Source organism: Cognatitamlana onchidii (assembly GCF_004804355.1).
Taxonomy (GTDB): Bacteria; Bacteroidota; Bacteroidia; order Flavobacteriales; family Flavobacteriaceae; genus Cognatitamlana; species Cognatitamlana onchidii.
Genome location: NZ_SRWZ01000001.1, coordinates 551,877 through 565,246, shown reverse-complemented (window position 1 = coordinate 565,246; position 13,370 = coordinate 551,877). Strand labels below are relative to the sequence as shown.

General features: G+C 33.2%; 17 protein-coding genes. 16 read left to right on the top strand and 1 reads right to left on the bottom strand.

The genetic code is table 11. From position 1 onward, the window contains the following. Window positions 1-13: 13 nt before the first annotated feature. The 5 genes from E5D58_RS02665 to E5D58_RS02645 all read left to right on the top strand — a co-directional run bounded on the left by E5D58_RS02665 (window position 14) and on the right by E5D58_RS02645 (window position 3,787). On the top strand, window positions 14-664 hold the full coding sequence (locus E5D58_RS02665; protein ID WP_136480271.1) for a hypothetical protein: 651 nt from the start codon (window positions 14-16) through the stop codon (window positions 662-664). Window positions 665-897: 233 nt separating this feature from the next. Beyond that, window positions 898-1,290, top strand: coding sequence for a hypothetical protein (locus tag E5D58_RS02660; RefSeq protein WP_136480270.1), 393 nt, complete (start codon window positions 898-900; stop codon window positions 1,288-1,290). 125 nt (window positions 1,291-1,415) lie between these two features. Then, window positions 1,416-2,462 carry a sensor histidine kinase gene (locus E5D58_RS02655; protein ID WP_136480269.1) on the top strand — a complete coding sequence of 349 codons (1,047 nt, stop codon included), beginning with the start codon at window positions 1,416-1,418 and terminating at the stop codon, window positions 2,460-2,462. 6 nt (window positions 2,463-2,468) lie between these two features. Then, window positions 2,469-3,233, top strand: coding sequence for a LytR/AlgR family response regulator transcription factor (locus E5D58_RS02650; protein WP_136480268.1), 765 nt, complete (start codon window positions 2,469-2,471; stop codon window positions 3,231-3,233). 119 nt (window positions 3,234-3,352) lie between these two features. Continuing rightward, window positions 3,353-3,787 (top strand): hypothetical protein, encoded by a 435-nt coding sequence (locus E5D58_RS02645; protein WP_136480267.1) that lies wholly within the window; start codon window positions 3,353-3,355, stop codon window positions 3,785-3,787. Between the two features lie 60 nt (window positions 3,788-3,847). On the opposite strand, the gene E5D58_RS02640 is transcribed toward E5D58_RS02645, so the two are convergent. Beyond that, entirely contained in the window at window positions 3,848-4,669 is an 822-nt protein-coding gene (locus E5D58_RS02640) for a hypothetical protein (protein WP_235835820.1), read from the bottom strand. Window positions 4,670-4,796: 127 nt separating this feature from the next. Here E5D58_RS02640 and E5D58_RS02635 point away from each other — a divergent pair, with 127 nt between their 5' ends. From E5D58_RS02635 to E5D58_RS02585, 11 genes are all read left to right on the top strand, one after another. Beyond that, the gene (locus E5D58_RS02635; RefSeq protein ID WP_136480266.1) at window positions 4,797-5,660 is read left to right on the top strand and encodes an acyl-CoA thioesterase; all 864 of its coding nucleotides are present in this window, start codon (window positions 4,797-4,799) and stop codon (window positions 5,658-5,660) included. Window positions 5,661-5,664: 4 nt separating this feature from the next. After that, window positions 5,665-6,351, top strand: coding sequence for a glycerophosphodiester phosphodiesterase (locus E5D58_RS02630; RefSeq protein WP_168796610.1), 687 nt, complete (start codon window positions 5,665-5,667; stop codon window positions 6,349-6,351). Continuing rightward, a complete protein-coding gene (locus tag E5D58_RS02625; protein ID WP_136480265.1) occupies window positions 6,348-7,562 on the top strand; it encodes a BaiN/RdsA family NAD(P)/FAD-dependent oxidoreductase in 1,215 nt (404 codons plus the stop codon). The genes E5D58_RS02630 and E5D58_RS02625 overlap by 4 nt, the downstream gene beginning before the upstream one ends. Continuing rightward, entirely contained in the window at window positions 7,559-8,095 is a 537-nt protein-coding gene (locus E5D58_RS02620) for a DUF1697 domain-containing protein (protein WP_136480264.1), read from the top strand. Before E5D58_RS02625 ends, E5D58_RS02620 begins: the two co-directional genes overlap by 4 nt. A 3-nt stretch (window positions 8,096-8,098) precedes the next feature. Further along, window positions 8,099-9,178 (top strand): diphosphomevalonate decarboxylase, encoded by a 1,080-nt coding sequence (gene mvaD / locus E5D58_RS02615; RefSeq protein WP_136480263.1) that lies wholly within the window; start codon window positions 8,099-8,101, stop codon window positions 9,176-9,178. 67 nt (window positions 9,179-9,245) lie between these two features. Beyond that, window positions 9,246-10,175: a mevalonate kinase family protein gene (locus E5D58_RS02610; protein ID WP_136480262.1), complete on the top strand. Its 930-nt coding sequence runs from the start codon at window positions 9,246-9,248 to the stop codon at window positions 10,173-10,175. Between the two features lie 55 nt (window positions 10,176-10,230). Then, window positions 10,231-11,133: a geranylgeranylglycerol-phosphate geranylgeranyltransferase gene (locus tag E5D58_RS02605; protein WP_136480261.1), complete on the top strand. Its 903-nt coding sequence runs from the start codon at window positions 10,231-10,233 to the stop codon at window positions 11,131-11,133. A gap of 129 nt (window positions 11,134-11,262) precedes the next feature. Then, the gene (locus E5D58_RS02600; RefSeq protein ID WP_136480260.1) at window positions 11,263-12,102 is read left to right on the top strand and encodes a pseudouridine synthase; all 840 of its coding nucleotides are present in this window, start codon (window positions 11,263-11,265) and stop codon (window positions 12,100-12,102) included. A gap of 171 nt (window positions 12,103-12,273) precedes the next feature. Beyond that, the gene (locus tag E5D58_RS02595) at window positions 12,274-12,576 is read left to right on the top strand and encodes a hypothetical protein (RefSeq protein WP_136480259.1); all 303 of its coding nucleotides are present in this window, start codon (window positions 12,274-12,276) and stop codon (window positions 12,574-12,576) included. Window positions 12,577-12,604: 28 nt separating this feature from the next. Then, entirely contained in the window at window positions 12,605-12,829 is a 225-nt protein-coding gene (locus E5D58_RS02590; RefSeq protein WP_136480258.1) for a hypothetical protein, read from the top strand. Window positions 12,830-12,999: 170 nt separating this feature from the next. Beyond that, a complete protein-coding gene (locus E5D58_RS02585; RefSeq protein WP_136480257.1) occupies window positions 13,000-13,365 on the top strand; it encodes a hypothetical protein in 366 nt (121 codons plus the stop codon). Window positions 13,366-13,370 lie beyond the last annotated feature (5 nt).

The window sequence follows — 13,370 nt, the reverse complement described above, 5'->3', positions numbered from 1 at the left end:
AAATATAATAGGTATGAAAAGGGTGTTCAAAATTTTTGGGGCACTAATATTATCAGTAGTAATTTTTAGTTGTTCCCCAGTAAAAGTGGTAAATGTTTGGAACAGCAATAAGCCAATAAATGTTCAAAACAAGAATGTTTTGGTAGTAACCAAAGTAGATGATCATGTACAGCGTGTACAATTTGAAACAGATTTAGTTCAGCATTTAAAACTAGCTGACGCAAAAGCTTCAGAGAGTTTTAAAATGCTTTCTAATAAAGAGTTATCTCAGAAATTAGAAGGCGAGGCTTTGAAAACAGTTAAAGAAAAATTGAGGTCAGAAGATGTTGAATTGGTTGTTCTCACGGCGCTTAAAAGTGTTGAAGAATACGTTCAAACTAATACTTCAAGCGGGACAAATGTTCATATGTATGGGCATCCGTGGTATTATAGAGGGTATGGGTTTTATGGGTATTATAATTCGTTTTATATAAACTCAACGCCTATTTCTAGCGTAACATCAACGAATAAAAAATATATTTTAGAAACAGTGACCTATGATTTGACATTGCCCGATGAAGAGCAATTGGTGTCGGTTATTACAACACAGGTAGATAACCCTGAAACCTTAGGAGCCATGTCAAAAGAGTTCTCAAAAAACATAAGTAAGATAATAGTAGGTTAGTTTTATTGCTAGATTTATTTGATTGACTGCTGCAGTACTAAAGGTGTTGTAGCAGTTTTTTTGTGAAGTTAAGCAAGGTTTTTACTCGTTCAATTTTAACGTAATTGCTTCAAATGAAGGATCGTTGTGTTCACTTCTCAATAAGGTCACTTCACTTAAAAATTGATAAAAAATGATTGAAGTTGCGCGTATTTTTGAAGTGTAAATGATTCATAAACCATAAAAATATAATTATGAAAAGAATAGGAATGGCCCTTATGGCAGTATTATTAAGTACATCGTTGATGATGGCAAGTAATAAAGATGAATTGGTAAAACAAAGAACAACTATTAATAAATTAAATGGCAGTAGCTATGTGAACTTTGATGGTGATAATCCAAAAAAAGGAAAAACTTTGAGGGTAAGAGATATAGAAGTATACGAGCTTGAAGAAGAAGTGAAACTAGGTTTTGATACCAAAGAATATTTGCCTGCTGATTTTAATCCAGTTGAGGGATTAGACTTAGAAAAACAATTAGATTTTGAAACATCTATGATGTTTGAAGAGATTTTTGGAGAGATACCAACAATCGAGGTTTTAAAAATTGAGGATATAGAACTCTTTGAAGTAGAAGAAGAGCTTTAAGAGCCCTTTTGCCCCGAAAAGTGATTAATAGCAATTTCTTAAGAGACTGTCTACGGGGTATGGCAGTCTCTTTTCTTGTTTAATAAAACCTATTAATTATCTTAGCTGTGTATCTAAGCATAACCATGACCAAAGACAATATACTATATTATAGAAGTGCAAAACAATCTTTAATACTAGGTATAGCCGTATTAATTTCGTTTTTAATAAACCTTCCCAGAGTGCTGGCGCTGTACGAAGTAATTGGGGGGAGTTGGTCCAATTCTTTTCCGGAAATTACAGTAAAAGATATAATCTTAAGGTTAGTTTTTATAGCAACTTATTCTTGGTTGTTATTACAGATTAACACCAACTGGAAGCTGCTTTACTCTAAAATAAGTCTTACCTTAAGAATACTTATACGAGTTTTTGTAAATGTAGCGCTATTTATTGGTGCTGTGCATGCCTTTATTTATTTAGATGAATGGCTTACAGGTCAGGTGATTACAGATGTAGCCGATGCAATTTTGCACATGGTCTATGCGGTAATTATGGTAATTGTTGTTTTTGTTTCAAGAATTATTAGGCTTCAAATGGAACGAGAAATAAACTTAAAAGAGAAGGAGGAGTTAAGGCAACAGAGTTTGAAAAATGAACTTACAGCATTAAAAAATCAAATAAACCCTCATTTTTTGTTTAACTCACTTAATTCATTAAATTCCTTGGTAAGAGAGAATAAGGAAGCTACAACCTTTGTAAATAAACTATCTTTTATGTACCGTTATATACTGCAAAGTGGTACCGAAGATTTAGTGACTTTAGCGGACGAACTCAAGTTTTTAGAAAGTTATATTTTCCTCATTAAAACCAGATACAGGGAGCGTTTTCAGATTGAAATTGATTTAGATGAAAAGGTATTAAGTAGAAGATTACCCGCCATGGCCTTGCAGTTATTGGTAGAAAACGCGGTTAAGCACAACGAGATCTCAAAATTAAATCCGTTATTAGTAAAAGTGTATTTGGAAGAAGATTTTTTAATTGTAGAAAATACTATAAAGCCTAGGACTACTTTTGTTGATAGCACGGGCAATGGTCTTGTAAATCTGGACAAGCGCTACCAAATATTAATGAAAAAAAATATCGTTATTAGAGACGCAGACCAAGTTTTTAAAGTTAAATTGCCTTTAAAATAAAGCCTTATGAAAGTTGTTATTGTTGAAGATGAAATTACAGCAGCAGAAAACCTAACTTACTTAGTTAACAAGATTGATGCAAGTATTGAAATATTGACTGTTTTAGACTCTGTGAAATTGGCAGTCGACTATTTTTCAAAACCTACCGAGGCTCAGTTGGTGTTCATGGATATCCACTTAGCCGATGGAATTTCTTTTGAAATATTTGAACAAGTATCGCTCAACATTCCTATCGTTTTCACAACAGCTTATGATCAATACGCGATAAAAGCATTTAAGGTAAACAGTGTGGATTATTTACTTAAACCGGTTAACGAAGAAGAGCTTTCTCAAGCCATTAATCAGTTTAAAAATCAGAATGTATCAGATTCATCTGCAAATGAAAGTAATATTCAGGGATTGCTGGAGTTGTTACAGACAAAAAGCAAATCTTATAAAACCACGTATCTTGTTCATCATAGAGATGAATTACTGCCTATTAAAACTGAAGATCTAGCTTATTTTTACATTGAAACAGGCATTGTTAAAGGTGTTACTTTTAATAATAAAAGCTATATGATTGATAAAAAGCTTGAAGATATTGAAAACGAATTAGACCCCGACATGTTTCATAGAATTAACAGGCAATTTGTTGTAAACCGAAATGCAGTAGCCAATATAAAGTTTTATTTCAATGGTAAATTAATAATGAATGTTAACCCCCCGGCTAAAGAGCGCATTGTGGTAAGTAAAGCTAAAGCTTCAGAAGTTAAGAATTGGTTGAATATGTAAGCAGTGTAATTTACTTTAATTTTAAGCGGCTTCAACTAAACTTTGGGCTGTTTCGGTGTGAAAATTAAATATCTGGACACCTCTAACAATATATTTGATGGTATTAAAATCGTTCAAAGATGAAAACAATCAAAACATTGTTGGCAACAGTAATAGTCTTTACGTCTGTAGGTGTGTCCGCTCAAAACTTCACAAAGAAAGAATTTAACAGAGAAATAAATGAGGTAGAATTATTCACATCAAAGGAGCGTGACGAAATCCAAATATGGTTTAATCAAGAAGTTGAAAACATGAATATGAGTAAAGAAACTCTTGAAGCCTATGAGTCAAATTTACTTATATACACCTCAAGAATGATGCGGTTAAATGACAAAGATCAGGGGTATACTAAAGATGATATTAAGATGCACGTTGATGAAATCGTTGAAACCTTAAATAATAAAATGGCTGAAATTTTGAATCAAGAGCAATATAGGATACACGAAATAAATTTCAAAATATTGACCAATTACATAAAAGTAAGGTTAGATTCTGGAGCAAGTCCAGTGTCATGAGTCTGTATTAAAAAGGTAGCGACTAAAAACATTGAAGAAATATGACTTTATTGGACTAATTTAATAGTTAGAATCCTTAAGGTTGAAAGTATAAATATAGCTCTCACGACCTTTAGTGCGTTCGTCGGTTATGTAAACTATGGAGTCATTTTTAAAACAAATACCCTCTTTTTGAGAACTGTGGTCAAAAGTCATTTTTTTAAGATCGCCTTTCAAAAAATTCTGAGAATCAAAATTAGTGATCTGCCATAATTTATCATGGTTTAGAAGGACTATAATATTTTTGTCTGGACTAATTGCTGCCGATGTGATTTTAGTTTGCTTTCCTTCAAGCTTAAATGTAGTTACTAGTTTGGCTTTTTGTTTTCCTTCTTTATTGGCTACTCTTAACAAAGTGCTTTTTTTCGCGTTTTTGCTAAAAATATAAAAGTTATTGTTTAGTAAAAAGAACGCTTCAAAATCTTCAGATGCCATATCTTTTGGCAAGCTAAAGTTTGTGGTTTTAGCAATTGCCTCATCAGAATCTAAGTCACTATGCTGAACCTTATGAATACTAAAGTGCTTTCTCTTTTTATGATTATTCCCAAAATCCCCAATATAAATATTGCCTAAACTGTCGGAAGTTAAATCCTCCCAGTCTTTATTTTTAGCGTTCTTTATTCGTATTTTTTTTGCGATATTTCCTTTTTGGTTAAGTCCAAATAGATAGTTTTGGTTTCCAGAGTCTTCAATGGTCCAAAATAGGTTAAAACCTTTAACAATTTCTATGGCTGAAGCTTCATCAATCTCGTGGTCTATGCTGGTAAGGATATTTAATTTTCCAGTATTACAGGAAAAAAGCAGTAGCATAGAAATCAATATGGGTTTCAACGTAAAAGTCATAAATACTCTGATTATCTTTGTTAGATGAGAAGGAAAGAACAAGGTAAAAATTGAAAACTAAAGAGAAGTAGGTTTTAAGAATTATTTAGAACTATTTCAAAAATCAAATTGAAAAATAAAGTTTATTATGACCACGGTTAATGATTTATTACGGCTAATTAAACTGGAGGAAATAGGAGATTGTGAGTTTAAAGGGGTAAGCAAAACGGTTGGGAGTCCGGTAGTTTTTGGAGGGCAAGTTTTGTCGCAAGCTATTAATGCTGCAAGCAGGACTATTACAAACAATAGGGTGCTCCATTCGTTACATGCTTATTTTTTGGAATCAGGCGATTTAAAAACTCCAATTAGTTATATAGTTAGCGTTATCAGGGACGGAGGGAGTTTTTCGGTAAGACGGGTTACTGCCAAGCAAAACGGGATAACCATATTTATTTTGGCGGCATCTTTTCATAAAAAAGAGGATGGGTATAATCATCAAATAGCTATGAAAACCAATTTAAAACAGCCAGAAGAACTTTTAAGCTGGACAGACATGCTCAAGAAATGGCGTGACTTTTTACCTAAAAACTTAAAACATTTTTTTGAAATAGAAAGGCCTATTGAGTTTAAACCTGTTAATTATGTGAATCCCTTCGATAGACAAAATTTACCACCTTATAGTGATGTTTGGTTTAAATTAAAAGGAGATGTTACAAGCTTAAATCTATCAAAGAAGCAGCAAGTGTTAACCTATATTTCAGATTATAATTTGCTGGTGTCAGCGCTTAATCCTCATGCAGAAAAAGCCGATTGGACCAATACGTTAACAGCTAGTTTAGATCACTCCATGTGGTTTTTTAGAGATTTTGATTTTTCTGATTGGTTACTTTTTTCAATGGAATCTCCTAGTGCTGTTGGTGCCCGGGGCTTCGCAAGAGGTAATATTTTTACTCGCGACGGAAAGCTTATTGCATCAGTGGCGCAAGAGGGGTTAATGCGTCCTTTAAATTAGTATAATGGAAAGTAAAATATTAAAAATTGGACATCGAGGCGCTAAAGGGCATGTTACCGAAAACACCTTAGAATCGATTAAAAGAGCATTGAGTCTAGGGGTTGATGCTATTGAAATTGATGTACATAGGTGTGCCTCTGGGGAGTTGGTGGTCTTTCATGATTTTACGTTAGATAGATTAACCGATGGTACAGGAGAGGTTGCAAAACACAAACTCAGTGCTCTAAAAAAGTTAAAGGTTAAAGGTAATTATCAGATACCTACATTGTCACAAGTTTTAACGCTGGTGGATAATAAATGCCTTTTAAATATTGAGTTAAAAGGACAAAATACTGCGACAGAAGCCGCTAGAATAATAACATTTTTTGTAGATAAGAAGGGGTGGGAATATGAAAATCTGGTCGTGTCTAGTTTTCAAGCAGATTTATTAAAAACAGTTTATAAAATCAATAAAAACATCCCATTGGGAATATTAACAGACACAAATTTAGATGCTGCCGTAGCTTTAGCAAAAGAGGTTAAAGCGGTTTCCATTCATCCAGAATTTACCATGCTCACAAAAGAAATTGTAGAATCTTTACAAGAAAATTATAGGGTGTATACTTACACTGTAAATAATTTAAAGCCTATTGCGCGTATTAAATCTTATGGGGTGGACGGCATCATTACAGATTACCCAGATCGATTATGATAGAAAAAGATGTGATTATTATTGGTGGTGGTGCTGCTGGCTTTTTTGCAGCTATAAATATGGCAGAGCAAAATCCAAACCTAAAAGTGGCCATTCTTGAAAGAGGAAAGGAGGGCTTAACAAAAGTTAGAGTGTCTGGTGGTGGCAGGTGCAATGTTACACATGCCGAGTTTATGCCTAAGGAATTGGTCCGAAACTACCCCAGAGGCGAAAAGGAGTTGCTCGGGCCTTTTCATAAGTTTATGACAGGAGACACTATTGAATGGTTCGAAAAGCGAGGTGTAGAACTGAAGATCGAAGAAGATGGTAGAATGTTTCCTGTAAGTAATTCATCACAGACAATTATTGATTGCTTCTTAAGTGAGGCTAAAAACCATGGAGTAGAAGTCTTGTATAGCCAGGCTGTAAAATCCTTTAAAAAAGAAAAGGGCACTTTCCTCATAAAAACGTCTCAGGGGCTATTTTCGGCATCGAAGATATTATTAGCTACGGGGAGCAATCCCAAAATATGGAATCTTTTAGAAGCCTTGGGACACACCATTTCCCAGCCTGTTCCTTCCTTGTTTACATTTAATATTGATGATGATAGGCTCAAAGATATTCCAGGAGTAGTGGTTAAAGATGTTGAGGTTCATGTAATAAACTCAGATTTACAAAGTGAAGGCCCCTTGTTAATTACGCATTGGGGTTTAAGCGCCCCTTCTATTTTAAAACTTTCAGCTTTTGGAGCTATAGAACTATTTAAAAGAGATTATAAATTTGAAATTCAAATCAATTTTATTAGACATACCTTGTTTGATTGTTTAGAGATTTTAAAAGGTTTAAAACAGGAATTGGCGAAAAAAACAGTATTTAAATCTACGCAGTTCAATTTACCGAAACGACTTTGGCATAAATTGGTTTTAGCGTCTGGTTTTAACCAAAATACGCGATGGGCAGATTTGAATAAGGAACAATTAGAAGCGCTCGCATCGCAATTAACTCAGGCTGTTTTTAAGGTTAATGGGAAAAGTACTTTTAAGGAAGAGTTTGTTACAGCCGGAGGAGTGGACTTAAAAGAGGTTAATTTTAAAACCTTTGAAAGTAAAGTGATTCCAAATTTATATTTTGCTGGAGAGGTGCTAAACATTGATGCCGTAACAGGAGGGTTTAATTTTCAAAATGCATGGACAGGTGCTTTTATTGCGGCTCATAGTATTGTAAATAAATGAAAAAATATGTAGCGCTTTTAAGGGGGATTAATGTAGGTGGTCAAAAAAAAGTACCCATGGCTTTGCTCAAGGAAGTATTGACGGATGCAGGGCTAAAAGCTGTGCAAACTTATATTCAAAGTGGCAATGTTATATTTGAGTCCCTAGAGAATGACAAGGAAAAACTACAAGATGTTATTTATGATGCTATAAAAACACATTTTGGGTTTGAAGTACCAAACATAGTTTTTACGCCCAACCACTTAAAAACTATTTTCGATGCTTGTCCGTTCCCTGAAGAACAAAAAGAAAATAGTTATTTTATGATACTCTTTAAAGCGCCAGGTGTAGAATTAGTAAAAAGTGTTGAGACGCTGTCTTATCCAAATGAAACCTTTGTTATAACAAAGAAGGCAATTTATTTTTATTGTTCAGTAGGGTACGGTAAAGCCAAACTTAACAATAACTTTTTTGAGCGCAAATTAAAAGTTACCGCAACGGCTAGAAACTATAAAACTATGCTAAAGTTGTTATCTTTGTCAACTGATAATTAGAACATGATACACGACGAGTTTATTCCCCAAGTATATGCGGAACAAGTTGAAAATGGTAGTTTTACATGGGTGTCCCCAAGTAATATTGCTTTAGTTAAATATTGGGGTAAGAAGCAAGACCAAATTCCAGAGAATCCATCAATAAGTTTTACGTTAGATAATTGTAAAACCACTACTAAACTTAGTTTTACTAAAAACGAGAGAGAAGAAGATTTTTCTTTTGAAGTGTTTTTGGATGGCGTTAAGAAAGATGATTTTAAGCCAAAAATTGCTACATTTTTTAAACGTGTAGAGGTATATTTACCTTTTTTAAAGGCGTACCATTTTAAAATAGAGACATCAAACACATTTCCGCATAGCTCGGGTATCGCATCTTCGGCTTCGGGAATGAGTGCTCTAGCCTTGTGTTTACTGAGTATTGAAAAGAAGCTTTGTTTTGAAATGTCTGAAGAAGATTTTCTAAGAAAGGCTTCGTTTATTGCAAGATTAGGATCTGGTAGCGCTTGTAGAAGTTTAGAGGGAAATCTTGTAGTTTGGGGTAAGCACGATAGAATTGATGGAAGTTCGAATTTGTTTGGAATTCAATACCCTTATGAAGTACACCAAAATTTCCAAAATTATCAGGACACTATTTTATTGGTTGATAAAGGCGAAAAGCAGGTTAGTAGTACGGTAGGTCATAATTTAATGCATGGACATCCTTTTTCTAGTGAGCGGTTTAAGCAGGCTAACAATAACTTATCACAATTAATTTCTATTCTAAAAGAAGGTCGTTTAGATGAATTTATAGAATTGGTTGAAAGCGAAGCATTGACTCTGCATGCTATGATGATGACTAGTTTGCCCTATTTTATCCTTATGAAGCCAAACACACTAGAGATTATTAATAAAATTTGGGGTTTTAGAAAGAAAACGGGATCAAAAGTTTGCTTTACTTTAGATGCAGGAGCCAATGTGCATGTCCTATATCCTGAGCAGGAAGCCTCTGTGGTGCTAGAATTCATTAAAAATGAATTAGTTGTATATTGTCAAAATGGACAGTATATTTGCGATGTTGTTGGTTTGGGAGCTAAACAAATATAAATCGACATATTTTTGTTTAAAAAATCACTATATTTGATAAACAAAATATTCGTACAAAAAAGCTATTATGAAAGGACCCTTATTTTATTCTAAAATTTTACTTTTTGGTGAATATGGTATTATCAAAGATTCTAAAGGATTATCAATTCCATACAGTTTTTATAATGGGGCTTTAAAGCTTGATGGCAATACTTCAGAAATTGTGCTAAAATCCAATGAAAGTCTGAAACAATTTGCTAGTCATATTCAAGATATAGATGCAAGCTTGGTTCGGTTCGATATAGATAGATTGCATGAAGATGTGAATTTAGGAATGTACTTTGATTCTTCTATACCTCAAGGTTATGGTGTTGGTAGTAGTGGAGCATTGGTGGCTGCAATTTATGACAAATATGCTTTCGATAAAATTACGGTGCTTGAAAACTTAACTAGAGAAAAACTTTTAAAACTTAAGGCTATTTTTGCAGCAATGGAGTCGTTTTTTCATGGTAAGTCTTCCGGATTAGATCCCTTAAATAGTTATTTAAGTATTCCTATTCTAATCAATTCAAAAGATAATATTGAGGCTACAGGCATTCCGGCTCAAAAGAGTGAAGGCAAGGGGGCTGTGTTTTTAATAGATAGTGGAGTTATAGGTGAAACGGCACCCATGGTGAGTCTGTTTATGGAAAATATGAAGCAAGAAGGTTTTAGGAATATGCTTAAAAATCAATTTATAAAGCATACTGATGCTTGTGTGGACGATTTCCTGAATGGAGACATAAAGTCTTTGTTTAAAAATACTAAAAAGCTTTCTAAAATTGTGTTGAACAATTTTAAACCGATGATTCCTAAGCAATTTCATGAGTTATGGAGTAAGGGCATCGAAACCAACGAATACTTTTTAAAGCTTTGCGGTTCTGGCGGTGGAGGTTATATTCTTGGTTTTACCGAGGATTTAGATAGAGCAAAAAAATCACTCTCTGATTATAATTTGGAAGTAGTATACAACTTCTAATTTTCTGTATATTTATTGTCAATCTGGTATTTCAGAACTTTGATCATGAATTAGTATGCTATCTAGAAAACAGAAACATATCTTATTAAAGTTTTTTAGCATGTTTTCTGTGGTTAGAGGCTATAATATTCTGGTTATAGTTTTTGCTCAATATTTAACAGCTATTTATATTTTAGCGTATAATCGGCCACTAAAAGAGGTGGTTTTCGATTTAAATTTGTTTATGCTTGTTTTAGCTTCTGCGGCCACTATAGCTGCAGGCTATATTATTAATAATTTTTATGATTCAGAGAAAGATCTAATAAATAGACCTATAAAATCGAGATTAGATAGGTTGGTAAGCCAAAACACAAAACTATCGTTTTACTTTGTTCTTAATTTTATGGCGGTTATTATGGCCAGTTATGTATCCTTTAATGCCGTGGTTTTTTTCTCAGTGTACATTTTCGGTATTTGGTTTTATTCACATAAACTAAAGAAACTACCATTTATAGGCAATTTAACCTCTGCTATTCTTACAATAACACCGTTTTTCGCAATTTTCCTGTATTACAAAAATTTTGATGGTGTTATTTTTGTGCATGCTATTTTTCTGTTTTTAATGATAGCTATGCGAGAGCTAACGAAAGATTTAGAGAATATTAAGGGAGATATTGCACAGAACTATACTACTATTCCTGTAATTTATGGAGAAAGAGTCTCGAAAATCATGCTTACAGTTTTGGCCGTATTAACCATTATCCCCTCTTATTTATTGCTTTTTAAATATGAAGTAGGTTATATGTTTGTTTTCTTCTACTTGAGCATTGCTTTGCTAATGGTGTTTATGGTGCTTCTTTGGAAATCTGATACCAAAATTCATTATCTCATATTACATAATATCTTAAAATTCATAATTCTTGCTGGTGTATTTAGTATATTATTAATAGATCCAAGCGTGATATTAAATAGGATTTAAATAAAAAGTTTGCCGAGGCTAATTCTTAAGTTTTTATAATACAATCCTAATTTTTAACTTTAAATGAGATATAAGTATTAATAAAGCAATTGTCCTGTTTATACTATATCTTTGCAAAAAATTAAAGTAATGAGCAGACAACAAGGCGGAAAAGGTAATGCTTCGAGAAAGGGAAAAGGAAACCCACGGTTTTCTAAAGCTTTTAAGGGTAAAGTCACAACTACTAATAAAAGTAAATCGTCTTCAAAGAAACCAGAAAGTTCGGAGGTTATTCGTTTAAATAAATATGTAGCCAATTCTGGTATGTGTTCAAGAAGAGAAGCAGATGTGCATATAGCTACTGGTCTGGTTGCGGTAAATGGAAAGGTTGTTACAGAAATGGGATACAAAGTAAAGCCAGGAGACGAAGTGCGCTATGATGGCGCCAGAATTAGCCCGGAAAAGAAGGCTTATGTTTTGTTAAACAAACCCAAAGGTTTTGCTACCACTACTAGTGAGGGAAAAGGGAGAACAGTAATGGACCTGGTAGCCAATGCTACTAATTCTAAAATAAAACCCATAGGTCGCTTAGGAAGAAACTCAAAAGGTTTATTGCTTTTTACTAATGATGACACTATTGCTAAAAAGTTTACTAACTCAAAGAACGGTGTGGCTCGACTATTCCATATCGAGTTGGATAAAAATTTAAAACTAGAAGATTTAAAAAAGATACAGAATGGTTTTAAGGTTGAAGGCAAACTTATCGAAGTGGAAGAAATAAGCTATATTGAGGGGGCTAGTAAAAAGGAAGTAGGGTTGAAAATTAAGAACACCGGGAATACTATAATAAGAACTATTTTTGAGCATTTTCAGTATGATATTTTAAGTTTAGATTGTGTGGCTATTGGTCATTTAACTAAAAAAGATATTCCCAGAGGCCATTGGAAACATCTCACCACTCAAGAGCTAAATAACCTAAAGATGCTTTAAAGCAGACCCTAAAAAGTATCATTAATTTTTTGTTCATTTAACATATAGTTAAACTAGGTAGTTGACCTTTATTTTTTTTAAGAATAACGGCCAAGTATTAAAAGATGCCTGAAATTTTATTTTTTTGTATCTTTTTGCTACGAAAACCTACCAAATTTAAATTTTGGCTTTATGAAAAATAGAGATGATAACCTAAAACGTGTCATTGTAGATTTTAAAAAGTTGACACCAGAGATTTTAGCCTTGTTAGTAGAACGCTATCCAGACGGATATGATGATGACCACATTATATCTTTTAGAAATCAGCATAACGACATGATTGAAGCAGTTGAGGTAACCACTAAAGATACCATGTATCTAGTGAAAGTTAGTTCGAAATTAGCAGTTACCATGGAGAATTATGATGTAGATGATTATGAAGAATTTGCAGACAATGACCCTGAGGCTGTCCAGCCACCTAAAATAGATGATTAATAACCTCAATATTACCTAATTACTTATTATGAGAACAGCTGTTTTTAAGAATTACAAAAACGGTTACTACACCTTTTGGTTCGAGAATGGAGAAGAACTGGCTTTTGAAGAAGTACATCCCCGAGTTTTAAAGCAATATGATTTGCAAAATGATAAACGTCTAATAGATTTAAACTTTAGAATCACTTTTATTGAAGATGGTGATGAAGATGACCCTATTTATCGGGTAGAGAGTTTAAAACCTATAGATTAACAACATAGTAACTTTTAAGGTTAAACCTTAGCAGTATGAGTAATTTTAATAATAAGCTAAGCATATTGTTGAATAAACCGTATATTTAAAACTGTATAACAAAGTTTAATGGTATAGTTTTTGGATACTCCCCAATAACAAACACTATGAATATTTAAATTTTTAAAATCATGAAAACAAAACAACTTTTTGTATTAGCCGCATTTGTATTAATGGTGTTCTCACTATCGAGTTTTAAAACTGAGACATCGATACCTAATAATTTGGATTTCGCTGAATATCAAAACGGATTAATTGTATATGCCACCTATAAAGGAATGGATGGAACAGGATATGCATTCGAGAAAAAAGCCAAGAATGGAAAAGTAGTATCATTTACATTTCATCATATAGAAGAGGCTGCACTAAAGAAGTATAATTTGAAATCTGAGGCTTTAGTTGGAAGTTTATTTAAAATAACGTTCAATAAAGACGATAATTTTACTGAAGAAACTCACGATGATAAAAATACCATCACAGATTTAGAAAAAAGTTAGAAATA

What these genes read in the sequence shown, in the direction of transcription:
- E5D58_RS02610 (WP_136480262.1), top strand. Translation starts at nt 9,246, where the DNA reads ATGAAAGGACCCTTATTTTATTCTAAAATTTTACTTTTTGGTGAATAT.
- E5D58_RS02665 (WP_136480271.1), top strand. Translation starts at nt 14, where the DNA reads ATGAAAAGGGTGTTCAAAATTTTTGGGGCACTAATATTATCAGTAGTA.
- E5D58_RS02595 (WP_136480259.1), top strand. Translation starts at nt 12,274, where the DNA reads ATGAAAAATAGAGATGATAACCTAAAACGTGTCATTGTAGATTTTAAA.
- E5D58_RS02645 (WP_136480267.1), top strand. Translation starts at nt 3,353, where the DNA reads ATGAAAACAATCAAAACATTGTTGGCAACAGTAATAGTCTTTACGTCT.
- E5D58_RS02600 (WP_136480260.1), top strand. Translation starts at nt 11,263, where the DNA reads ATGAGCAGACAACAAGGCGGAAAAGGTAATGCTTCGAGAAAGGGAAAA.
- E5D58_RS02640 (WP_235835820.1), bottom strand. Translation starts at nt 4,669, where the DNA reads ATGACTTTTACGTTGAAACCCATATTGATTTCTATGCTACTGCTTTTT.
- E5D58_RS02660 (WP_136480270.1), top strand. Translation starts at nt 898, where the DNA reads ATGAAAAGAATAGGAATGGCCCTTATGGCAGTATTATTAAGTACATCG.
- E5D58_RS02655 (WP_136480269.1), top strand. Translation starts at nt 1,416, where the DNA reads ATGACCAAAGACAATATACTATATTATAGAAGTGCAAAACAATCTTTA.
- E5D58_RS02590 (WP_136480258.1), top strand. Translation starts at nt 12,605, where the DNA reads ATGAGAACAGCTGTTTTTAAGAATTACAAAAACGGTTACTACACCTTT.
- E5D58_RS02585 (WP_136480257.1), top strand. Translation starts at nt 13,000, where the DNA reads ATGAAAACAAAACAACTTTTTGTATTAGCCGCATTTGTATTAATGGTG.
- E5D58_RS02650 (WP_136480268.1), top strand. Translation starts at nt 2,469, where the DNA reads ATGAAAGTTGTTATTGTTGAAGATGAAATTACAGCAGCAGAAAACCTA.
- E5D58_RS02625 (WP_136480265.1), top strand. Translation starts at nt 6,348, where the DNA reads ATGATAGAAAAAGATGTGATTATTATTGGTGGTGGTGCTGCTGGCTTT.
- E5D58_RS02620 (WP_136480264.1), top strand. Translation starts at nt 7,559, where the DNA reads ATGAAAAAATATGTAGCGCTTTTAAGGGGGATTAATGTAGGTGGTCAA.
- mvaD (WP_136480263.1), top strand. Translation starts at nt 8,099, where the DNA reads ATGATACACGACGAGTTTATTCCCCAAGTATATGCGGAACAAGTTGAA.
- E5D58_RS02635 (WP_136480266.1), top strand. Translation starts at nt 4,797, where the DNA reads ATGACCACGGTTAATGATTTATTACGGCTAATTAAACTGGAGGAAATA.
- E5D58_RS02605 (WP_136480261.1), top strand. Translation starts at nt 10,231, where the DNA reads ATGCTATCTAGAAAACAGAAACATATCTTATTAAAGTTTTTTAGCATG.
- E5D58_RS02630 (WP_168796610.1), top strand. Translation starts at nt 5,665, where the DNA reads ATGGAAAGTAAAATATTAAAAATTGGACATCGAGGCGCTAAAGGGCAT.